The organism is Myxococcales bacterium (assembly GCA_016699535.1).
In the GTDB taxonomy this organism is placed as follows: domain Bacteria; phylum Myxococcota_A; class Polyangia; order Polyangiales.
This window is the reverse complement of the sequence record CP064980.1, coordinates 3,313,212-3,334,955: the sequence shown is the minus strand read 5'-3', so window position 1 is coordinate 3,334,955 and position 21,744 is coordinate 3,313,212. Positions and strand designations below refer to the sequence as shown.

19 protein-coding genes are annotated in these 21,744 nt (G+C 50.4%); 16 read left to right on the top strand and 3 right to left on the bottom strand.

From position 1 onward, the window contains the following. Positions 1-51: 51 nt before the first annotated feature. A complete protein-coding gene (locus IPJ88_15715) occupies positions 52-498 on the bottom strand; it encodes a hypothetical protein (protein QQR89621.1) in 447 nt (148 codons plus the stop codon). Between the two features lie 533 nt (positions 499-1,031). Here IPJ88_15715 and IPJ88_15710 point away from each other — a divergent pair. From IPJ88_15710 to IPJ88_15660, 11 genes are read left to right on the top strand one after another with little or no spacing between them, the layout of a single operon-like run. After that, positions 1,032-1,706, top strand: coding sequence for a haloacid dehalogenase-like hydrolase (locus IPJ88_15710; protein QQR89620.1), 675 nt, complete (start codon positions 1,032-1,034; stop codon positions 1,704-1,706). Continuing rightward, on the top strand, positions 1,703-3,331 hold the full coding sequence (locus tag IPJ88_15705; GenBank protein QQR89619.1) for an SDR family oxidoreductase: 1,629 nt from the start codon (positions 1,703-1,705) through the stop codon (positions 3,329-3,331). Before IPJ88_15710 ends, IPJ88_15705 begins: the two co-directional genes overlap by 4 nt. Further along, positions 3,328-4,461 (top strand): SDR family oxidoreductase, encoded by a 1,134-nt coding sequence (locus IPJ88_15700; GenBank protein QQR89618.1) that lies wholly within the window; start codon positions 3,328-3,330, stop codon positions 4,459-4,461. Before IPJ88_15705 ends, IPJ88_15700 begins: the two co-directional genes overlap by 4 nt. Next, entirely contained in the window at positions 4,458-5,990 is a 1,533-nt protein-coding gene (locus IPJ88_15695; GenBank protein ID QQR89617.1) for a polysaccharide pyruvyl transferase family protein, read from the top strand. Before IPJ88_15700 ends, IPJ88_15695 begins: the two co-directional genes overlap by 4 nt. Further along, positions 5,987-7,603 (top strand): AMP-binding protein, encoded by a 1,617-nt coding sequence (locus IPJ88_15690; protein QQR89616.1) that lies wholly within the window; start codon positions 5,987-5,989, stop codon positions 7,601-7,603. Before IPJ88_15695 ends, IPJ88_15690 begins: the two co-directional genes overlap by 4 nt. 2 nt (positions 7,604-7,605) lie before the next feature. Then, on the top strand, positions 7,606-8,091 hold the full coding sequence (locus tag IPJ88_15685; GenBank protein QQR89615.1) for an enoyl-CoA hydratase/isomerase family protein: 486 nt from the start codon (positions 7,606-7,608) through the stop codon (positions 8,089-8,091). Further along, complete coding sequence (locus tag IPJ88_15680) at positions 8,058-8,414, top strand: hypothetical protein (GenBank protein QQR89614.1); 357 nt, start codon at positions 8,058-8,060, stop codon at positions 8,412-8,414. The genes IPJ88_15685 and IPJ88_15680 overlap by 34 nt, the downstream gene beginning before the upstream one ends. Further along, positions 8,411-8,653 carry a hypothetical protein gene (locus IPJ88_15675; GenBank protein ID QQR89613.1) on the top strand — a complete coding sequence of 81 codons (243 nt, stop codon included), beginning with the start codon at positions 8,411-8,413 and terminating at the stop codon, positions 8,651-8,653. The genes IPJ88_15680 and IPJ88_15675 overlap by 4 nt, the downstream gene beginning before the upstream one ends. Next, positions 8,650-10,338 carry an AMP-binding protein gene (locus tag IPJ88_15670; GenBank protein QQR89612.1) on the top strand — a complete coding sequence of 563 codons (1,689 nt, stop codon included), beginning with the start codon at positions 8,650-8,652 and terminating at the stop codon, positions 10,336-10,338. Before IPJ88_15675 ends, IPJ88_15670 begins: the two co-directional genes overlap by 4 nt. After that, on the top strand, positions 10,335-11,237 hold the full coding sequence (locus IPJ88_15665) for a diacylglycerol kinase family lipid kinase (GenBank protein ID QQR89611.1): 903 nt from the start codon (positions 10,335-10,337) through the stop codon (positions 11,235-11,237). The genes IPJ88_15670 and IPJ88_15665 overlap by 4 nt, the downstream gene beginning before the upstream one ends. Next, positions 11,234-11,875 (top strand): TetR/AcrR family transcriptional regulator, encoded by a 642-nt coding sequence (locus IPJ88_15660; GenBank protein ID QQR89610.1) that lies wholly within the window; start codon positions 11,234-11,236, stop codon positions 11,873-11,875. The genes IPJ88_15665 and IPJ88_15660 overlap by 4 nt, the downstream gene beginning before the upstream one ends. On the opposite strand, the gene IPJ88_15655 is transcribed toward IPJ88_15660, so the two are convergent. Next, entirely contained in the window at positions 11,858-15,448 is a 3,591-nt protein-coding gene (locus tag IPJ88_15655; GenBank protein ID QQR89609.1) for a UvrD-helicase domain-containing protein, read from the bottom strand. The genes IPJ88_15660 and IPJ88_15655 overlap by 18 nt on opposite strands. After that, complete coding sequence (locus IPJ88_15650; GenBank protein QQR89608.1) at positions 15,441-16,268, bottom strand: lysophospholipid acyltransferase family protein; 828 nt, start codon at positions 16,266-16,268, stop codon at positions 15,441-15,443. The genes IPJ88_15655 and IPJ88_15650 overlap by 8 nt, the downstream gene beginning before the upstream one ends. Before the next feature lie 341 nt (positions 16,269-16,609). Between IPJ88_15650 and IPJ88_15645 the strand changes: the two genes are divergently transcribed. From IPJ88_15645 to ppc, 5 genes are all read left to right on the top strand, one after another. Next, positions 16,610-17,587, top strand: a complete 978-nt coding sequence (locus tag IPJ88_15645; protein ID QQR89607.1) for a radical SAM protein — start codon at positions 16,610-16,612, stop codon at positions 17,585-17,587. A gap of 14 nt (positions 17,588-17,601) precedes the next feature. Beyond that, the gene (locus tag IPJ88_15640; GenBank protein QQR89606.1) at positions 17,602-17,799 is read left to right on the top strand and encodes a hypothetical protein; all 198 of its coding nucleotides are present in this window, start codon (positions 17,602-17,604) and stop codon (positions 17,797-17,799) included. A gap of 5 nt (positions 17,800-17,804) precedes the next feature. Next, positions 17,805-18,065 (top strand): PqqD family protein, encoded by a 261-nt coding sequence (locus IPJ88_15635; GenBank protein QQR89605.1) that lies wholly within the window; start codon positions 17,805-17,807, stop codon positions 18,063-18,065. Between the two features lie 131 nt (positions 18,066-18,196). Continuing rightward, positions 18,197-18,877, top strand: coding sequence for a hypothetical protein (locus IPJ88_15630; protein ID QQR89604.1), 681 nt, complete (start codon positions 18,197-18,199; stop codon positions 18,875-18,877). Between the two features lie 87 nt (positions 18,878-18,964). Then, positions 18,965-21,742 (top strand): phosphoenolpyruvate carboxylase, encoded by a 2,778-nt coding sequence (gene ppc, locus IPJ88_15625; GenBank protein ID QQR89603.1) that lies wholly within the window; start codon positions 18,965-18,967, stop codon positions 21,740-21,742. The last annotated feature ends 2 nt before the right edge of the window (positions 21,743-21,744 follow it).

Here is a 21,744-nt window from a genome sequence, read left to right as displayed (position 1 = left end):
AAAAGGTGCCGAGCACATTTTTAGGCTTCACAGTGACACGCCACTTCCCCTCTAGTTTACGTCGGCCACCAAGCTTTCCGTGAGTTCGCTTGTCAGTGGTACTATCCAGTTTCGTTCGTATTTGAGGGTTAGCATACCACTGGCATCCGACTCTTCATCACCTGAGCCATGTGAAAAGGGCCAGTGTGTAAGCTGTGCTGCATAGTATTTTAGTTCGAGCTCGACGCGGTCCGGTGAAAAGCCGTGTGGAGCTAGAGCCTGCAGTTTGTCATGATTGATCTGGGTTTCGTTCGGATTAGCGACTTCGTGGGTCACTATAATGTCAAACATATATATCGGCTCGTGTTGAGTTGTTATCAATGAAAGCGAGAAACCGTTCTGCGTAGCAATAGGAATTAAAGACAGCGAGTTCGTCGGTTCAACAACGAGTTCTGAACTAAGAGTGGCGAGGAAAGATTCACTATAGGACGCAAGTGGCGTAGGAAAAACACGTTCCATGCAACCCACCCATTCGTTATCTAATGCGTATTGTTTTATAACGAGTTTAGAGCTGACGCGACCCGTAGGAACAAATAAGCCATTGCCTAAAAAACATCACCACGCCAAATTTGGCATTAATTTGGAGTAATTAATCTCAGACTTGACATACCATAGATGCAGCTTTCACAGAACACCCATCGCCGCGTCGCTTTGAGTTCGGGTGGAGCACAAGCGTGAGTCACGCGGGGGCATCGATCGGTCGGGCATCCAGTATGCAGAAGAAAACTACCAGCCCATGGATGCACAGCTGCACGACCGAGAATTGAAAGAAGGGCTGGTTGATATAGAAGACCTTATTGATGAAAATGTTCTTCATGGCTGCCAAACTCATTGTATTCTAGAGCCCCGAGCCTTTTTTCATTCGCCAGGGCGCCTAGGAGCTCTATTTCAATGCAACAAACGCAGAATTTCTTATTAATAACAATAGGTTATCTTGTTTGCTTCAATTGTACTGACATGTCAGTCTAATTTGGCTACACCATAACGCAACCATGAGTACTGCTGAAGAAAGCAAACGAGCAGCGTTATTTTGTCGTGTTGAAGGCACTTTGTCGCGCGTTCCAACGCTGCTCGCACCGGCCTGGTGCGCCGCAAACGCTCAGCGTCTAAGGCAGCGGGCTCTGCGCCTTGGCCAAATTGTTGCATCGCTTCCGTTTGCACTTGGAGGCGATAGTGATGTTTACGATTTAGGCCGCCGTTTGGGATGGGCTGCGCTACGCGGGCTGAGCCAGGATCGAATTCGGGCCATGGCGCACAGCTATGCCGAGCAAATCATTGAACCCAGACTGAACGCTGAAGCTCTGGCTCATCTTCAGGAAGTCCGGCGACGGGTTTCTCATGTGGTGTTGATTAGCGACAGTATCTCCGAAGTCATGCAGAGCGTAGCCGAGCGAGTGAAGGCTGATGCGTTGCTATGCAATTGTCTTGAATACCGTGAGGGCAAAGCCACCGGAAGGTTATTGGATCCGGTGATTAGGCGCGCTGTCTCAGGAAAACGTTTGCGACAGTACGCCGCCGAGAACAATATTGATTTGGCGGCTTCTTTTGCAGTGGCTTCTGGCAGTCAGGACAGCCTGATGCTGGATCTTATGGGACATGCTTCAGTGATTCATCCGGATCGAAAACTACGCCATTTGGCAAAACAGAGCGATTGGTCGGTGTTATGACAAGGGACTTTAATCCCAAACAAAACTTGAGTGGTAAGACGCTGCTAGTGACTGGTGTGAGCGGCTTTGTGGCGAAGGTTTGGCTTGCCTTTACATTGGATCGCATTAGCGATCTCAAGCAAGTCTATATTCTTCTCCGTTCGACGCGAAAGCAAAGCGCCGCCGAACGGTTTTTAGACATGATTGGACGAAATCCTGTTTTTAGACCGCTTAGGGAAAAATACGGAAACAGCTACGAAGCCTTCATCAAAAGCAAAGTGACAGTGCTTGAAGGCGACATTCAACAAGCGAAGTGCGCCCTGTCTGATAAAACATGCAAGGAACTGCTCCCAAGAATCGATGCGGTAGTGCACATTGCGGGCATAACGGATTTTCAAGCGGATCCCAAACTAGCACTTTCGGTCAACGTGAGAGGAGCCCTTCATGTAGCTGATCTCGCCGCGCAAACGCCCTCGAAGAAACTGATCCATATTTCGACCGCTTACGTAGCAGGCGTAGCGCAAGGGCAGGTTCAAGAGAGTATTGAGTATGGCATATGTCCGAAAGGTGAGGTCTTTGATCCTCGAGAGACCTTGCGCGATATCGAAGCAGCATGCATGCGAAGTGATGCGCTTTTTTTGCCGCAAGAAGATCGAAAAGCAAAACAAGCGCGTATCGATATCGCAGTACGCTTTGCTGAAGAACTGGGCTGGCGTAACATTTACACCTTAAGCAAAGGCCTTGCTGAGCACTTGCTCGTGCACCGCAAAGACATCGATCTTTGCATTGCACGTCCCTCCGTGGTGGAATGCGCCACTGACTTCCCCTTTGCTGGCTGGAATGAAGGTATTAATACCTCGGCGCCGTTGGTATGGCTGCTTTCAACGCCCTATCGCTGGATCCCGTCGCAAAGCAGCAATCGTTTTGATGTTGTGCGAGGCGATGAGGTTGCGCGCGGCATAAGCCTCGTGCTTGCTGCTTCACTCAGCAATCAAGCCAAAGCCGTCTATCATTTGTGCTCCTCTTCAATCAATCCTGTAAGCTTTGGACGAACTTTGGATCTCGTGGCCTTAGGCATCCGTCGCCATCAACGGATGCATCAAAGCGAAAGTTTGAAAAAGCGTTTGTGGAGTCATTTGGATGCCTTTGAAGTTGAGGGCGATACGCATTTGCGACGTTTGGGCGTTTGGCGCAAACGAAGCGAGCAAGCGGAAGGATTGCTTCGTACTTTCCATGAAAGGCATGTCCGCTCAAAGTTTGCTGGCACTTCGGTGGACAAGGCCGTTAAACGCTTGGTCAAAAGCATCAAACATGGCAAGCGTACATTAAATCGCATTGAATACATGCTCACGCTCTACCGGCCGTTTACCCACGATCACGATTACATTTTTCAGAGTGAAAATCTGCAAACTCTTAACGAGGAGCTTGATCCCACTGTCGAAAGCGCTTTTCGTTTTGGAATCGATAATCTTGACTGGTACGGTTACTGGATCAACGTGCAGATTCCTGGGCTTATGAAGTGGTGTATACCGCTAATCGAGGGACAGAAAGTTCCCGACGATTTGTCTTTGCGTTTGGTGGAAAAGCGTTTGGGTGTTGTGCAGCCGAGTACTGAAAGTGCAGAAGTGTCGAGGGCCGAGATATGAGTGTGTTCCTATCGGGTGGTACTGGGTTTCTTGGCGGCTACGTGGTGAGCGAACTACTTCAGGGCAGCTCAGAGAAAATCCATGTTTTGGTCCGAGAAAAAGACAAACGTGCCTGCGAGGAGAAACTGTGGCGAGCGCTACAACTTCATATATCAGCTGAACAGTTTTTCGCTTATCTGCCGCGGCTTCATTTTGTCTACGGTGATTTGACTCAAGATAACTTGGGGATGAGCAGAAAGGATCACGACGAGCTGCTTGGTCGGGTGGATTCGGTATTGCATATTGCCGCTTCTTTAAACCGTCGCTCTGAGAAAGTCTGCATGAACGTTAATCTTCGAGGCACGCTTTCGATGATTAAGCTTGGCCTGGAACTCGAGCAAAGACGGCGCCTAAGACGCTTTAGTTATGTCTCGACGGTTGCAGTGGCGGGCCAAAGGCAGTCTGAGCTTGTGAGTGAAGATGCGTCAATTGACTGGAGCCGCTCCGACTACGATCCTTATGCCCGGACCAAAAAGTTTGCTGAGCACATGGTTCGGCAAATGCTTCCCTCTGAGAAAGTCCTTATCATGCGTCCATCGATCGTGATGGGTGATTCGCGTTTCGCGCAAACAAGTCAGTTCGACATGGTTAGGGCCTTTGCGGCTTTGATGGAGTTTCCGGCTTTGCCCATGAACCCAAAAGGGCGACTCGATATCGTCAATGCGGATTTTGTAGGTGCTGCTATCGCAAGGTTGCATCAAAAGCAAAAGCTTTCCTACGATTGCTATCATTTAAGCAGTGGTCGCGATGCCCTTAGCGCAGGCGAAATAGCCAAATCTGTGTGTCAAAGTTTAGATCGCCGCGTGCCGCGATTCACCCCTGCGTTTGAACACGCGTTTTCACGAACCGTCGATGCCGGTCTGCTGCTTCCGAAAGAGAGCACGCTCTATCGCGTGGCTGTTTTGCTCAAGGTGTTTTGGCCTTACATTACCTTTGATACGGTCTTTGATAGTGCTCGGGTCGAGCAGGAGCTTGGTCTAAAAGCCGTTCCCTTTAATGCCTATGCCGCCGAACTCTATCGCTTTGCAAAAGAGTCTAATTTTAGTTTTCCTTTTTCACCGCTACCCCAAAAGGCGGCTAAAGCTGCATGAAGGACGTAAAGATGCAAGGTTGGATAGAGATAGCAAAAAAAGCCAAGCAGTTTGCTGAGCAAAATGCTTTGGCTCATCTCGATGCCGATCGCTGGCTGATGCGAAGCATGGCTAGCTTCATTGAGCTCAGCGCTGCGCGCTATCCCCTTGATCCCGGGGCGCAGTGGAAAGCGGGTCAAGCGCTTAAGCTAATGATTGTAGGCTATGCCGGTAATCGCAATACTGGGGCCGATGTTCGGGTTGAAGAGATGATTCGGCAGTTTCGCTTCTTGCTTGGTGATGAGCACCTGAGTTTGTCGATCTTGACTCTGAACCCCCAATGGTCCGAGGGCTATTTTAGAACGGTAAAGCAGATTCAATTTCCAAAACTATTTCCAAAGTTCCTTTTCGACACAGTGCATGCGCATCACGGTGTCATCGCGGCTGAAGGCTCGATGTTTAAGTCCAAGTTTGCCAATGCGCTTTCAACCATGATGGTTGGATCCTTGGGTCTGGCTTCTTCCGAGCAGAAACTTGCGGTTGCGTACGGTGGCGAAGCAGGGGCTATGGATGCTCCGTTGGAAAAGCTTGTGCGACGTTATTGCAAGCACGCTAAAGTAATCGTTCGTAACACACAGAGTGCTTCGGTGCTTGGTGCGTTGGGGATTGAATCCACCGTGGGCACGGATACAGCCTGGACCTTTGATCCAGCGCCGCCGGAAGTCGGCCAGAAGCTGCTAAAAGAGAAGGGCTGGGACGGAAAGCGCCCAGTGCTCACAGTATGTCCCATCAATGGTTATTGGTGGCCGGTGCGACCCGATTTGGCACGCGCTGCAAAGCTCGCTTTTAACTCTAGAAGAGACGAGGATCACTACGCTTCGATTTACTTTCATCATGGCGGTCCAGACGTTAAAGAAAAACAAGAGCGTTATCTCGACGAACTTGCAAAAGCAGTGCTCCGTATTCAGAAAGAGCAAGATGCTTTTGTTGCGTTGGTGGGCATGGAGCGCCTCGATAGAAAAGCCGCAGAAGCCTTGGCCGCGCGTCTAAGTTCAATATCGCCTGCACTTTTTATATCGGATGAGTACGACATGTACAGCCTTGTTTCGCTTTTGCGACAGAGCACTTGGCTCATCTCTTCGCGTTTTCACGCCATCGTAACGTCCATGCCTGCTCAGGTGCTCTCGATTGGTGTCACGATGGATGAGCGCATTGCGAATCTTATGAGTGATCGTGGTGAAGCAGCGCTCTCGATTGACATGAATGCCCCTGAGCTTGCTGAAAAAATACTTACACAATTTGACTATGTGCAGCAGCACGCTTCGCAAAGCAAAACCGCGATGGCTCAGGCAGTGGTGCGCAATCTCAAATGCATGGGGCAGATGGGGAAGACCTTTTTAGAAGCCTTACACAAACAGTACCCAGACTTTCCAATCTCTGAGCAGTTGCTTGCAAAAGAAGACCCTTGGGCTTTTTTGCCAGAGCTTAATGATAACTTAAAGGCCTTAATAAAACGCTACGAGTGTGCCGAGAAAAAGGAGGCGTCATGAGCTTTGCGCAAGAGATTCTGGATAAATTGAAGCAGCAATCGGATCGTGTTGTTTTACAAGAGGTCCACGGCGCAAGCTTATGGCCGTATTCCGCCAATGATTTGATCGAAGCTATCGCACGTGCACGCTTTGCGCTTCGCGAAGCTGGCCTTCGTGCGGGTCATCGCGCTGTGTTTGTGGCGCCCAATAGTTTTCGTTGGGTCGCTTGTGATCTTGCCATTATCGCCGAAGGCGGGATTTCCGTTCCTTTGTATGTCCGCCAAGAGGCGGAAGAGCTCGAAGCGATCATCCAAGACAGTATGCCTTCCGTGATTGTGGTGGCGGACGAAGACCTTGCAGAAAGTTTTAAAGAAAAGAAACTTGCTCCTGCTGTACTGCTACTCGATCAGCTTTTTACGGAAAAATCCATCGACGAGCCTTTCCGAAAACGCAACGAACATGTCCCAGCTACTCTTGTGTATACCTCAGGGACAAGCGGAGCCTCTAAAGGCGCCATGCTGAGCCAGGCCAACCTGGATTTTATGTTGCACCGTACGGCAGAGGCTTTTGATGCAGCGCGAAATGCGGCAGATGATCGGGTGTTTCACTATCTGCCGTTTTGCTTTGCAGGATCACGGGTGATGCTTTGGACCTGTTTGCTGCGGGGAGCAGAGCTGCGCATTTCGACCGATCTCGAGCAACTCAAAGAAGAAATGAAAACCGCACAGCCACACTACTTTCTGAATGTTCCTGCCTTGCTCGAGCGTATAAGAAAGCAGATTGAAAGCGGTTTGCAGGAAAAAGGTGGTTTTGCTGCGGCGCTTTTCAACCGGGCCATGCGGGTCTCAATGCACGGTGCTCATGGTTTAGCCGATCGATTGGCGCTTCAGTTTGCAAAGCTTTCGCTTTTTGCTGCCATACGTCGAAAGCTCGGCCCCGCATTGGATTTTCTTATTTGTGGTTCTGCGCCGCTGCAAAAAAGCACCCAAGATTTTTTCTCTGCTTTGGGCATTCCTGTGTATCAAGTCTACGGGCTCACTGAAACGACGGCCATTGTGAGTATGGACAAACTGGGAAAGAAAGCTGCTCATGGTTTTGTCGGCCAGCCCATCGAAGGTGTCGAATGCAGGGTTTCAGAGGATGGCGAGCTGCAGACCCGCGGCCCGCATGTGTTTATGGGCTACTGGGGCAAAGAGGAAGAGAGCAATGCTTGCATCAGCGAGGATGGTTGGTTTCGCACCGGAGATCAAGTTGAGCAGGACAGTGCAGGCAACCTTCAGATCATCGGTCGCTTGAAAAATATTTTGGTACCCGAGTCTGGCCACAACGTGGCACCGGAGCCGATCGAGCAGAGTCTGCATGCGCTCCTGCCGGAAGCAGACTATGTGGTGGTCGTAGGCCACGGTAGACCTTATTTGACTGCGATCATTTCGGGCAAACTCGACGAGATGAAGGTTAAACACACCATCGACACGCTTAACGAGAGTTTGCCGCATTACCGACGCATTCGCGCTTTTCATCTTACCGAGGAGCCTTTTACGCCTGAAAGCGGGTTGCTTACAGCAAACCAAAAACTGAGGCGCCAGGTGCTGGAAGAGCACTATCAAGTGCAACTGAATCAGCTTTACACATAGCCATGGACTACCAAGGAAAAACAATTTGTTGTGCGCTTCGCGACTCAGTGCTTGAGGTTGAGCTTCACCGCGCTCCTTGTAACGAGATTGGCCTTGAAACATTGGACGAACTTGAAGTGCTTGCTGACTATATACAAAGCGCCTCAAGCCTTCCGCCCCTCGTAATTTACAGTAGCCTTCAAAGCGGCTTTTGTGCCGGTGCGGATCTCAAAGCCCTGTATCACTTTTTGAGTGATGCTCACACAGCCGAAGAAAAACAAGTGGCGCTTGAGCAAGTGCGGGATTTTTTGAATCGAATCCACCGAGTGTTCAACATCATCGATAGCGCGCCAACCACAACGATAGCGGCTTTGCACGGTCCGGTATTCGGTGGTGGTTTCGAGCTCGCGCTGACTTGCGATGTCATGGTAGCGGATGCGAGCAGTCGTTTTGTTTTCCTGAGCTGCGCCTGGGGTTGGTTCCTGGTTTTGGTGGGCTTCCGCGTTTAGGTCGTGATCTCGGGAATGCCGTGGTTCGTGATTTGTTATTCAGCGGCCGGAGTCTCAACGCCAAACGGGCTTATGAACTTGGCCTTGTTTCGCAACGGCTGGCGAAGGGTGAGGCACTGAGCGCCGCACGCGCCCTGGCTCAGCAGTGTGCTCGTTTCTCAAAACACACCGTGCGGCAAGCAAAGCAATTTGTGAAAGCTTTGCCGCTAGAGGAACTTGAGCAAGAAAAAGAACTTTTCTGCAAGCTTATGATGGAGCCGACCGTGTTTGAAGCTTTGCAGAGTTTTGTAACCAGAAATGATTTAAGGCCTTATCTGCCATGAATGAACAAAGTATTGAACTCCGCTTGATCGAACTTGCTGCGAAACGCTTTGGGGTGGCCAAAGAAACGTTGAGTCCCAACGAGGATTTTTTTCAGCAACTCGGTATTGATAGCTTTAGAGCGATGGAACTGCTGAGTGATCTCGAGCATGCCTTTGACGTTGAGATTCCTGATTACGAACTTCAAGGCGTTACCACTTTTTCCCGTCTTGCGGAGCTGATTCGAAAGCGACAGTCATGAGCCCTAAACATTGGAATAACCTAGGCGAAGCGCTTCGCGACTCGATCATCACTTACAAAGACTCACTTGCGCTTTGTGAAATGAATCGAAAACGGCAAGTGCGCGCCCTAAGTTATCTTGATGTCGCCAAAGAAGCGGCAAGGGTGCTGGCTTTTCTAAAGTCGCAGCATGTCGACTCCAACGATCGCGTTGCGATTGTCATGAGCAACCAAAGCAATTGGTTAATCGGCGCTTATGCGATTTTTCTTCGTGGCGCTGTGCTTGTGCCGATCGACTACAAGCTGAGCGCTCAAGAGCAAGCGGCGTTGCTACAGCACAGCGGCGTAAAGCTTGTGTTGAGTGAATACGCGGTATGGCAAAAGCTTCATCAGTGCACAACACTTGCGGCCTTGGTCTCGGAGCTGCCAGATCAAGCGTTCATTGCGAACACCGTTCGCTGGGAGCATTTACCAGCCGCTGAACTTGATTTCAAAACATGCTCCACGGCAGGCCGTGATGACTTAGCAACGATTGTCTATTCATCCGGCACTGGGGGCACACCCAAGGGCTGCATGCTGAGCCACGGTAACTACCTTGCGCAGTATGCCTCGTTGAACGTACTTTTTCCGCTCGGCGAGGGGGACCGCTACTTTTCCATTTTGCCCACCAACCATGCCATTGATTTTATGTGTGGCTTTTTAGGACCCTTTTTTGGCGGAGCCACGGTAGTTCATCAGCGTGCACTAAGGCCCGAGTTCATTTTGGATACCATGCAAAAGAAGCGCATCACGCACATGGCTGTGGTTCCTCTTTTGCTTGAAGCCTTCGAGCGTGCGATTCGCGAAAAGATCCAAGCATCTCCAACCTACAAGCAAAAGCTTCTATCGACCTTGAGCGCAGTAAACCGTTGGTGCACTCAACGTTCACCCAATCATGCGCTCTCAAAACGTCTTATTGCGCCCATTCATGAAGCTTTTGGTGGCGAGCTTAAAGTTTTGTTTTGTGGTGGTGCAATGGTGGACCAAAAGCGTGCCGAGTTTTTCTACCGCCTGGGCATCCCGGTCGCGATTGGTTATGGTCTTACCGAGGCCTGTACCGTACTCACCGTTAATGATTTGCGGCCCTTTCGCGGAGACAGCGTGGGCAAGCCGGTGCCTGGTACTGAACTGAAACTTGCTCATCAAAACGCCGACGGTGTGGGTGAGGTTTGGGTGCGAGGCGATACGGTCATGCTGGGTTATCTCGATGCGCCAGAACTTAGCGCGGCTGTTTTTGAGGACGGTTGGCTCAAGACCGGAGACCTTGGAGCCATCGACTCTGCGGGGCATCTGCGTTTGCTCGGCCGCTCTAAAAACATGATTGTGACGGCTGGCGGCAAAAATGTTTATCCAGAAGATGTGGAAAGTGCCTTTGAAGACCTTCCTTGTGAAGAGCTGGCTGTCATGGCCAGCAACTACCTCTGGCAAAAAGAGCAACTTGAGCACAACAGTCTTGTGGCTGTGGTGCGCTCCGAGCAAGATCGACAAAGCGTCATTGATGGACTCAAACAAAAAAACCAAAGCTTGCCGGACTACAAACGCTTGCAGGGTGTTTTGTTTTGGCCGGAGCATTTTCCGCGCACAGCATCGTTGAAACTAAAGCGCGAAAGCCTTGCTGCCATGCTTCGGGAACAGAGCAGTAGCGAGGAGATGATGGCATTGCGATGAATAAGGAATGCGTGGCGATTGTTAATGGTGCGGCCGGAGCGGGGCGTTGTGGCAAGTTGGCCAACGAGGCTCTGGCCGAGCTAAAAGAGCGAGGCTGGCACGTCGAGCGGCTCAACACCACTGCCAAAGGCTCCGCGACCCTGCTTGCGCGCAACGCCATGAAAGAAGGTAAGCGTTGTTTTCTTTCGGTAGGCGGTGATGGCACCACCTACGAAGTGCTCAACGGTTTATTCCCCGAGGCCCTTGAAGACCAAACGCTGCGTTTTGGTATTCTACCGTTAGGCACGGGCAATTCTTTTTTGCGCGACTTCGGCATCAGCGACACAAAGGCAGCCCTTGAGCGTTTTGATTCGGGAAAAGAGCGCTTGGTGGATCTCATTGAGCTGCGGCACGAACACGGTCTGCTTTTCTTTCTTAACATCTTTAGTATTCGCTTTAGTGCACAAGTGGGTGCGCTTCGAAACCGCTACTTCAAGGCCTTCGGACACGTCGGCTATGCTATGGCAGTTTTGACAAAACTGGCATCAATTCCGCAAAAAACATGCCACGTTTGGCATGAAAATGACGAAAAACATGACAAGGTTGACTACATGATGTTTTCCGTCTGCAACAGTCAGTTTACGGGTGGCACGATGCATATGGCGCCTGATGCCAAAGTTGACGATGGAAAATTCAACGTGGTGCATGTCGAGCCGCTGTCGGTTTTGGATCTTCTCCGAACCTTTCCGGCAATCTACCAGGGCCGGCATTTGGCCCATACCGCCATACATGGGTACGCCTGCAAGAGCTTGCGCTTTGAGGGTCTCGGTCAAGTTGATGTGATGATTGATGGCGAGATTTGTCGCCTAAAGCCCTTAACCCTTAACACTCTTCCAAGAGCACTTAGGTTGAACGTATGAGTACGGAGATTTCTTCTACCAAGCCGTTAAAAAAACAAGGCACAAGTCCGCGTAGCCGCCGTCGAGCCGAGATTCTCGATGCTGCTGCGGAGGTGTTTTCAAAGAGCGGTTTCCATCAAACACGTATTGCCGATATTATTGAGAGCGCCGGCATAGCACGCGGCACATTTTATCTTTACTTCGAAAGCAAAGGCGCCGTGTTCCTAGCCTTGCTCAAAGAACTTCTTGAGCGGCTACGGGCAAGTGTCGTTGGTGTGGATCTTGGTTCGGACGCACCGCCGATAGATCAGCAGTTGGTGCAAACAGTGCAGCGCATTCTTAATACCGTCGTGCGCGATCGTTCACTTGCGACAATTATCGTGCGTGAAGCGGTAAGCCTTGATGCCGAGGCGCGGGAGATTCTCAACAACTTCTATGGATCACTACGGCACTTTATTCGGGAATCCATCCGCAACGGTCAGTCTATTGGTGTGATTGGAAATATTGATGTTGAGGTGTCCGCATCGTGCGTGCTCGGCACGGTCAAGCAGGTTATGGAAGAGTACGTGATGGGTGATTTTAAATCGGACATCGATGTCGAACGGGCGGCGCGTGCCATTGTTGCCTTTAATATGCATGGCCTAGAGCCCGTTGTGTAAATACGTCGCTTCGCTGTCATTGTCTTTGGCATGACACAGCCAACGAAAACCGCAGTCGATTTGTTTGCAATAACTTTCCTCTTTGCCTTCAAAGTTATTGCGGGTGCTCGCTTCGAGTAAAGCATCGGCGAGCTTCCCTAGTTTCTCTTCAAAAGTATCAGAATCATGTTGCGCTTCCAAAAACACAGGAGCGCTGCTACGTCCATCAAGGAAAACAATGCCTGCTCGAAGTTTGGTATGCGCTGGCAGCACACGCCTAAGGGCATGTCGGTAGATATCAAGCTGAAAACGGTAGCGTTCTGCGGGACTAGAACCTTTAGGGCGTGCAGCTTTGTAGTCCACGAGGTCCATGCTCTTATTATCACCGTGAAGTAAATCGATTTGTCCGCGCAAGACAATGCTGCCCTGTGTGGCATCGACCTTTAGCGTAAAGGGAAGCTCTCGGTGTTGCTGCTCCGAGCGTGCGATGCAAGCCGCGTAATCGCTCGTTAGAAAATGACTGAGACGCTTTTGAAGTTCCTCAGCATTGCTCTCTTCTTTAAAGACTGTTTGACTGTACTCTGTGGGGCTTTGCAAAGCTTTGCCAAAATCAATTAGCTCGAGCGCTTCGTGAAGACGAGTTCCTCGCTTCGATGGGTCCATGCTTTGCCCCTGCTCCTGCTCTTTAATGAGAGGCCTTGGAAACTCCGGCAATCGAAGCACGCTTCGTGCATGGTAGCGGCGCGGGCAAAGTGCAAAGTCCTCCAAAGTGGTAACCGCAGTTTGAAGAAGCGTGGGCCGGATTTGGGGCGCATCATCAAGCTGCTTGATAAGCGAGGCCGATTCGAGCATTGTTTCACTTGAGCTTGCGTGGCTGCTTTGCTTCGGTGAAAGTTTCGGCAAAAGTCGTCCGGCAAGCCCCGCCTGTTCCAGTGCTGGCAAAGTCTCGTTTAGGAGCGTTTTGTAGAACGAACTGGGCGCTCCGCTTAAAATCAGTCTGTCTCGTGCACGTGTGATTTGCACATAAAACAAGCGTTTTGCTTCGGCGCGTTCTCTTGCGCGATGAATATCGCGCACTTTTTTTGCGTGCTCATCGTATAACCACTGACCCGACGGGGCGCGTAGGCCCAGGGCTAGTCCTGCATCGGGATCGGGATCAAATAAAAGCGGCGAGCTCTGTTCCGCTGACCGGCGACCGAGATCCGCTGCAAACACAACGGGAAACTCCAGCCCCTTCGACTGGTGAACCGTCATCACGCACAAACTCTGATCATTTGAATCGCTAAACGATGGTGCGGGTTCATCAAGACCACGGGCAAGACGCCACTGCCAGTTGACAAGGATCTTTTGTGCATCCCAGCCTTCGAGTTCATGCTCACGTATGCGCGCTAAAAGAAAATCAAGATTGCGCAGACGATCACTCGCAGAGGGCATTCCTGCAAGGATCGTGTCGTAGTGCAGTTCGCTAAGAAGCAACTCCAGGCATTTGGAAAGACCTAAACGCTCGACATGCCCTTGGAGCCGATGAATCAAGGGAAGGGCTCGCTCAAAACGCTTTCGTTCCGCGTCGTGATCGTCAGAGGGATAAGGCCAGTTTAGGGAACTTAGCGGTCTTGAATCTTGCCGGCTCTGCATCGCTAAACGTAGGAGGACATCGTCGGACAGTAGTACCCAAGGCGACCTAAGCACTGAAAAGAGGTCAAGGTTGCTGTGCTCCTCAAGCAAGACTTTGCATAGGCTGAATAAGTCTTTTGCTTCTTGGGTGCTTAACAAGCCCTGCGCACGCACGATTCGGTAAGGCAGCTCTTCGTTTTGCAATGCCGCGATGTAGTTCGATAAGTTGCTGAAGCGAGGAAGCAATAGAACCATATCGCCATAGTTGATTGGGCGGAGTTGCTTGGATTTTCGATCGATGCAGCTCTCTTTGTCTTCAATCAACTGCTTTGCGCGTGTCGCGATCCACGAGCCTTCTTTGGCCGCAGAGAATTCTTCCTCCTCGCGCGAGTCAAAAAACTCCAAAGCCGGTGAGTTGCTGCTGGTTTTTGTGCCTTGAAAGGATACCAAAGCTTCGTCATCTTCATCGAAATCAAAGTCAAAGATTTGCTCGCTGTCTTTTTTAAGGGCAGCTCGGCTAAGAGCGTTGAGGGCTGCGATGAGCTCTGGACTGCTTCGATAACTGGTTCGAAGCGCATACAATTTAGCATGGTTGTTTCCTAAGTCCGAGACGACATTTTGAAATACCGCAACATCAGCGCCGCGAAAACCGTAAATCGATTGTTTGCGATCTCCAACGATGAATAAGCCCTGGCGTTGAAGGTGTTTTGCATTCAACGGTAGCGAAATTTGCTTCTCAGTGTTGCGAAGTAGATAGATGATATCGCGCTGTGGGCCATTGGTGTCTTGGAACTCATCCACAAGAAGTGTAGCAATGTTGCGCTGAAGCTCTTCGCGAAGGTCTTGGTGCTCGAGCAAAAGCTTGCGGCAATAAAGCGTTAGATCTTGGAAATCAACGGAGTTCTGCTCGGATTTAAGCGCATTGTAGCGGATGTGGATGTGGCTAAGCAGACGGTGAATGCCTTGCGAGCGTTGCTTAAGCTGTGGAAGCAGAAAAAGGGCAATGGCTGCTGCGCGCATTTCGTTGGCAGGCTCAAGATCCTTTGCTTTGCCAGTTCCGCATTGTTCAGCCAGAAGTGTTGCCGCTTCAAACAGGTGTTCGCTGCGAATCGAGGTGTGCGTATAGCGTTCTTTCAATGCTTGGACGGCTTCCAAGATTTTGCCGACTACCTTTTTTGTGCTGACGTGCAATCCTTCGCTGTGTTGGAGTTGTTGGTGCGCTCCCAACAATGCGTCAAATGCGCAGGCTAAATCTTGATTCTCACAGTCGGATGGCGAGCAGCCCAGTAACTGAGCGTTCTTTTTAAAGTCCTGATCGATATGCGCGTCAGCATAGTAGCCGAGGTATTCGGTGCCTTCCGGATCCTTCGCTGCTTCGCGTAAATCTCGGTACAGCTTTCGCAAGACAGGCACTGCTCCGCGATGAGGGCTTAGATGCATGCCTTCAAGCTCGACGAGCAGCTCCTTGCCGATAGCCTCATCCGCGTCCAGCGCTTCGATCATCGTTTGTTCGATGGCCGTGTCCAGCATGGCTGTGGCCGTCACTTCATTAAGAAGTGAAAAGTCAGGCGCAAGACCCGCGACCGTGGCGTAACGGCGTAGAATGTTCATACAAAAGGCATGCAAGGTTGTGATCCGAGCACTCGGCAATAACTGAAGCGCTCTTGCCACGAGCGAAGGGTCAAGGTGTTGACCCTTGCTCTTGAGCGAGGCTCGAAGTGTCTGCACCGAGTGAAGGGCTTCGTTATCGGGGACGCCTTGCTTGAGTTGTTCAAGGGCATGCGCGATGCGCTGCTTCATTTCTGCTGCCGCTTTTTCTGTGAAAGTGAGCGCGACCATGTGGTTTGCGCTTATCGGATCCTTTGATTCGCCAGCGCCAAGAAGCACGTGTAAAAAAAGTGTAGTAAGGCTTTCGGTCTTACCAGTTCCAGCGCTTGCTAAAACAACAGTGTTGTCACTGCTTTTATAAAATTCACCCATTGCGGTGTTGTTCAATAAGCCAACGGTCCATTAAGGACCATTTTTCTAAAAACCAGCGACGTCTCGCGGGCGGGGAGGTCGGGATGTCTGCGCCATCAAACCGCCAGAACTTCACGTGAATCGTTTTCCCAATCAACATGCCTTTCCATACATCTTTAATCTGCGTTGAGCCTTCCAAGCCTACATGCGCACAAAATAAAGCATCCGTGCTCGGAGCTGCATTGAGAAAAGCAATTGAGCCTCCGAGTTGAGGTGGAAGCAAATGCTCGAGTGATTTCGCATAGGCGATTTGCTCTTGGTTACCGGTTGTTTGAAGGGATGCGATAATACGCTGCCGCTTCTTTTCGGTTCGACGGGTTCCTTCTGGATAAATGAATGCGGCGTCCTTCGGTCCTAGATTTGAAGCCAGGCTGTGCAGCGAGCGAATCTGTTTAGAGTGCTGCTTGCTGCTTCGGTTCACAAAAACGTTAGGAAGACGCTGCCCCACAATGTCAATGGAAGGGTCCCAGAGCAATTCTTTTTTCAAAACGTAGCGCAAACTAAGTCCAAAAGGCCGGGATAGGAGGTAGATGGGCAGCAGGGTATCGGCGATGCTGCTGTGTTGCATGAAAACCAGCACCGGGCCGCGACCGTCTTTAGGGTCTGCGTCAATATTTAGACGCATTCCAAATAGGCGAAGGGTTGAACTTACCGTAAACGAAGCCCAGGCCCACTGAAGCCTGTAGTTCGCTTGAATGAATTGTTCGTAGCTACCGAAACGAAGTAGCCGGTATCGGATCCACAAAATGATGGCACCGCCGACACCGTGAAATTCAGACAACAGAAACAGCCCGAAAAAAATCAGAGCGCGTATCGAGCTAAATCGTTTGTTTCTGACTAAATCAACAATAAGGCTCAAAAAGAAGGTGAGCGGAAAACTGCATAAGTAGATCGTCGAAACAAACAGGACTAAGGATAGGGTGAATGTACGACGCAGCCATCTTCTGAAAAAAGAATCTTCTGCTGGAACGGACTTCATGGCAAAATGCTGGCTTAGTGAGGCGAACACGATACTGCAAGCGAGTTTCGCCCCCTGAAGTCAAGACGTCAAGGCCATCGCAGTTCCTTAAAAGGATGGTCTTGGACTATTCCAGAAGGCTGTTTTTAAGGGTAAAAATACTTGTGCAGACTTCCATAGAACGCGCTCAGCAAAGCAGTCGAGCCACCGAACCGCACGGCTCGGCGAGCTACATGCTCGCGCCGCATTGGCTCGTTGTGGATACGGAACGAAGTCTTGCGGTTTTAGACATGGGAGGGAAAAAGCTCTTCGAGCTCGAGGGGCAATGGCGTGAGTCGGTGCTAGCGGGCTCGGTTTCTCCGTCGCTTTTACACTTTGCCGGGCAGGGTGGAGCTCTAAGCGCTCAATTTTTTCAGGCACTTTCAAAATCACCGCTACTGCCACTGACGCGAGCTTCGGCTTTGCGAGGCTTTGGTTATCGGCAACTTTTTGTTGAGTTGACCAAACGCTGCAATGAGCAGTGTGTTCATTGCTATGCGGAGTCAAGTCCGCAGTGCGACGAAGAACTCAGCCTTGAGTCCATTCGAGCACTTCTAAAAGATGCCAAAACGCTCGGCTTTGAATCCGTGCAGCTTACCGGCGGGGACCCGCTGATAAGCTCTCATTTTCTTGATGCCGTTGAAGAATGCGATCGCCTCAAATTCGAGCATGTTGAAATCTATACCAATGGTCTTGCTTTAGGAGACGCTCTCTACAATCAAATTCGTAGCTATTCGCTTTCCTTTGCCTTTTCTTTTTATTCCCACGACCCGGATGTGCACGACCGCATTACGCGAACGCCAGGTAGCCAGCGGCGTACTATTGAGGCCATTAAACGGGTACTCGCAGATGGCAAACGTGCGCGTGCTGGTGTGGTGTTGATGCAAGAAAACTTCGATCACTATCCCAAGGTGCGCGAGCTTCTTGAAAAAATTGGTATTGCTCCTGAGTCAGTGGCTACGATACCGTTAGTGATGTGGGTCGCGGGGTTTCGCTTCGTAAATCCAAGAGTGGAGAAGTACTTCTTGCTGCTGGCGGCATTCACAAACAGAGCGGTGGCTCAAGCGATGATGCTCCACGCTTTTCTGGGAGCGCGGCGATAGGACCGGATGGCACGGTGTATCCTTGTATTTTTTCACGCAATTCTCCCTTGGGTAATGTTTATCAAAAGCGGTTGTCTGACATATTAACCCAGCCGAAGGATGTTCGGCTTGACCTTGATACCTTGCCAGAACAACTCAGCAAGCATGCTGAGTCGTTAACTTGCTGGGCTTGTAGGCTAAGAGCCACTATGCTTGATGCGGTGGTGCAATAAACACGATGGTTCCAAAACGTAAAACGATTACCACTCACCAGATGAATGATGAAGAGCTTGCTCTTGTCGACGAGCAGAATAATTGTGTTTTGCTCCTCAACAATGTTGGAGCGGCCGTATGGTATCTCATCGATGGCAATCGAAGCGTTGATGCGATTTGTGAAAGCATTGTTCAGACCCTTCCGGTGCCGAATGATCGTGTTAAACAAGACGTTGAAAGCTTTGTTCGTGAACTGCAAGCAAAGCATCTTGTTGAATTTTTATGAGGGTTTGCTTTTTCTTCTCTTGCCTTGAAGTCAGAATCGCGGGACCAGCTTTTTTGCTTGGGCAGCTTGAGTTGTTATGGGGGCAGTGCAAACACTCTGTTCTTCCGCCCGTCTATTCTACCGAGTTTGTCGTGTCGGAAAAAAATCATGCTTTTGTCATTCAGCAAGACGGCGAGGATGTTGAACGTGTTGAGGTAGCCGATGATTTGACAGCTAGGCTCGAAGCACTGGTTTATTTGCAATTGGCTTCCTCGAGTAAGGACTTGATGTTACTGCATGCTGCTTCGGTAGTTCGATCGAAGAACGCGGTGGTTCTGATGGGGCCAAGCGGCGCAGGTAAGTCGACTTTAAGTCTGCTGTCTGTGCAGGCAGGCTTTCGCTACCTGAGTGACGAGTTTATCTGGAGTGATGGGCATTCTCTGTGGGGTTTGCCCCGCAGTATCCAATTTGATTTACGAGTGGATGAACCGTCAAAAAGGCCGGCACTGTTCAACTCGAATCGCTTTGTGGATCGCCGGATGAAAGATGTTCACGGACAGCTGGCCACTTCACCTATTTATCCTTTGTTGGATTGCGAAGTGGCGACAATGCCTGTGCTTCCAACTCAAGTTCATTGGGTTGTGATAGAGCAATCAAAACATACAAAGCTTAGTCCGATGAAGCCGCTTGAGATGTTAGCTGTGATTCATGAGCATGCATTTATACGACCCAAGTGCGATATCGGCCAGCTTATTGATGTGCAACACTGCTCGCGGCTGCATTGGGAGAATCCGGAGCATGCAGTGGCGCTGATTAAAGATTGGGGAAAATAGCGCTTAGCTACCGCGCTCGTGCTTGACAAAAGAGCCTTCGGGCGCCTTTATGGAGGTCTCGCATTTATCGAATTAAAAAAGGTTGATATGGATTCACAGTCGCTACACAAAGGGCATGGTGCTCGTTTGCTTCATGAAGATGTTCGCTGGCTCTCTTCGACTTTAGGCCAGGTGATCCGTCGCCTTGAAGGGCAAGCGAGTTTCGAGGCAGTGGAGTTGATGCGTACCCAGTGTCGTGCCCGACGTCGGCGGGATGAAGGCGCGCCCAACTTGTTTGAGATCTATCAGCACCTTGAGGGCATCGATGAAAAGCAATGGACGATTGTTTCTCGAGCGTTCACTCTGTTTTTCTTGCTTATCAACACAGCGGAACAGGTAGACCGTGCGCGTAAGCATCAACAAATGATCGATGATGCTGGCGGTGAACATGCTCCAGGTACACTTCCGTGGGCAATGCTGCGTCTAAAAGAAGCAGGTTTTACGTCAAAACAAGTTAGAGAACAGATAGCGCACACGCAAGTAAGACCGGTGCTTACCGCACATCCTACCGAGGCCACCCGGCGGACAGTTTTATCTTTGCAGGCGAGGATAGCCGATCGCTTGCTTGAGCGAGACCATGCGTCTGAAACGCGAATCAAAGAGATCGAAAAAGAAGTCGAAGCTGAAGTCGAAATGCTATGGCTGACTTCTGAAGTGCGTCATGACCGACCTTTGGTGATGGATGAGGTTGGAACAAATCTTTGGTATCTCGAGGACGGTTTCTTTGAGGTGGGTGCGGATTTGGCGCAACGTACTTCTGAAGCGTTTGAGCTTGTGTTTGGCGATGCCCTGGTCCCTTCAGCCGTCGTACGTGTCGGGAGTTGGGTCGGTGGAGACCGCGATGGTAATCCCTACGTGACCCCGGAGATTACAATCGAAGCTGTGCAAAACACGGCCTGGAGCATGCTTGGCAAATACATCGAAAACATCAATCAGTTGATTGAACGTTTTTCCTTTTCCGAGCGCCTTGCTCCTGTTCCTTCCAGTTTGCGAGCTTCCATGCAAAAAGATTGCCTTGATCTGCCTGATATATGGGAAATGAATCAACGCAGGGATGCTGACGAGCCCATACGGCTAAAGCTTAGCTTCATCCGAGGTCGCTTGAGACGAACTAGGCAGCATCTCTCTGAAAAACCCTTGCAGCCACTTGCGGCGACCTACGTTGGCTATCGAGACGTTGCCGAGTTTGAAAAAGATCTATTGCTGGTTGATGAGGCCTTGGGAAAAAGTGGTGCGCATCAGACACGGGCCACGTTGCTTCAGCCCTTGTTACTACGGATGCAGATGTATGGTTTTCATGGTTACGATTTGGATCTGCGTGAGGATGCTCAGGAGCATACCGAAGCTTTGAACGAAATCGCCAAGCTGTTGCGTTTAGAAGCCTTTGACGCCGCAGCCCTGCAAAAAGAACTCCTGGGAACTCGGCCGCTCGTGGGTGACTTATCGAAACTCTCCAAACGAAGTAGACGGACATTGGATACCTTTCATGCGATTCGCACTTTGCAAGATCGTTTTGGTTCCGAATCAGCTAACACTTACATCATTTCGATGACGAAATCGGAGAACGACTTGCTTCGGGTTTTGCTGCTTGCACGTGAAGCGGGTCTGGTGGACTTGGCAGCGGAAATTCCCCGCTCGGAGATTGATGTGGTGCCGCTGTTTGAGACTCTTGATGACCTAGAGCACGCGTCGGATGTCATGAAAAGACTTTTCCAAAACCCAGCTTACCTGCGACAGCTTGAAGCTCGCGGAAAAGTCCAAGAAGTCATGCTGGGATACTCTGACTCTGCTAAAGATGCAGGCCTTCTGCCTTCGTCTTGGGCCCTGTACGATGCACAGCGAAAGCTTGCGCAAGTGTGTCGCGATGCGGGCGTGCAACTTTTGCTTTTCCACGGTCGTGGCGGAAGCGTTGGTCGGGGAGGTGGCTCGCCGGTTGTTCGAGCGTTAAGCGCGCTTCCTCCGGGCACGATGGATGGTATTGTTAAAATCACCGAACAAGGTGAAGTTATTTCTCAGAAGTATGGAATCTTTTCTGTAGCGCAGCAAAGCTTAGAAGTAAGTCTTGCGGGCACCTTGGTCGCTTGTGTTGAAGATTGGCGCAAGGGTGTCGATCAGAGCGAACAGTCGGAATTTGAACAGTTAATGAAATCGATGTCAAAGGAAGCCTTAGTGGTTTTCCGAGACATGGTCCATGAACATGCCGAGCTGTTTAGCTTGTTTCAAAGCAGTACGCCGGTCTCAGAGCTTGCGCATGTGCATTTTGGTTCGCGTCCTGCCTACCGGGATAAGGGAACGGGAACCTTCAAAGGTATTCGTGCCATTCCCTGGGTGTTTGGTTGGAATCAAAACCGAATCATGCTTCCTGGGTGGCTGGGGGTTGGTACCGCCTTGAAAAAGGTGATGAGCGATGCGAAGGGGCTTCACAGACTTCAGCGGATGATCAAGGTGTGGCCGTTTTTTGATGATTTCTTAGCCAAAGTCGAAATGGTGTGTGCAAAAGCCGATTTTGAAATCGCAGAACTCTATATAAGCGAACTCTGCCCGGAAGGACGGCCTCTCTTTGAGCGCCTGAAAGAAGAGTATCGCAGTACTGTGGACGCCATTCTAGCTATTCGGGAACAAAAGGCGCTCTTAGATAATCAAGAAGGCCTACAAGCGGCTCTTAGACTACGTGATCCCTACATTGATCCCCTCTCGTTGCTTCAGGTCAAACTGCTGAAGCTAAAAAAGAATCACGGGGAACAAAGCGATGAAACGATAAGACTTCGCGCTGTGCTAAGCACAACCCTTAATGGTATTGCTCAGGGACTGCGAAATACAGGATAGTA

Bases quoted from the DNA above. Each gene is read 5' to 3' on its own strand.
- IPJ88_15715 (QQR89621.1), bottom strand. From the start codon at position 498: ATGGAACGTGTTTTTCCTACGCCACTTGCGTCCTATAGTGAATCTTTC.
- IPJ88_15710 (QQR89620.1), top strand. From the start codon at position 1,032: ATGAGTACTGCTGAAGAAAGCAAACGAGCAGCGTTATTTTGTCGTGTT.
- IPJ88_15705 (QQR89619.1), top strand. From the start codon at position 1,703: ATGACAAGGGACTTTAATCCCAAACAAAACTTGAGTGGTAAGACGCTG.
- IPJ88_15700 (QQR89618.1), top strand. From the start codon at position 3,328: ATGAGTGTGTTCCTATCGGGTGGTACTGGGTTTCTTGGCGGCTACGTG.
- IPJ88_15695 (QQR89617.1), top strand. From the start codon at position 4,458: ATGAAGGACGTAAAGATGCAAGGTTGGATAGAGATAGCAAAAAAAGCC.
- IPJ88_15690 (QQR89616.1), top strand. From the start codon at position 5,987: ATGAGCTTTGCGCAAGAGATTCTGGATAAATTGAAGCAGCAATCGGAT.
- IPJ88_15685 (QQR89615.1), top strand. From the start codon at position 7,606: ATGGACTACCAAGGAAAAACAATTTGTTGTGCGCTTCGCGACTCAGTG.
- IPJ88_15675 (QQR89613.1), top strand. From the start codon at position 8,411: ATGAATGAACAAAGTATTGAACTCCGCTTGATCGAACTTGCTGCGAAA.
- IPJ88_15670 (QQR89612.1), top strand. From the start codon at position 8,650: ATGAGCCCTAAACATTGGAATAACCTAGGCGAAGCGCTTCGCGACTCG.
- IPJ88_15665 (QQR89611.1), top strand. From the start codon at position 10,335: ATGAATAAGGAATGCGTGGCGATTGTTAATGGTGCGGCCGGAGCGGGG.
- IPJ88_15660 (QQR89610.1), top strand. From the start codon at position 11,234: ATGAGTACGGAGATTTCTTCTACCAAGCCGTTAAAAAAACAAGGCACA.
- IPJ88_15655 (QQR89609.1), bottom strand. From the start codon at position 15,448: ATGGGTGAATTTTATAAAAGCAGTGACAACACTGTTGTTTTAGCAAGC.
- IPJ88_15635 (QQR89605.1), top strand. From the start codon at position 17,805: ATGGTTCCAAAACGTAAAACGATTACCACTCACCAGATGAATGATGAA.
- ppc (QQR89603.1), top strand. From the start codon at position 18,965: ATGGATTCACAGTCGCTACACAAAGGGCATGGTGCTCGTTTGCTTCAT.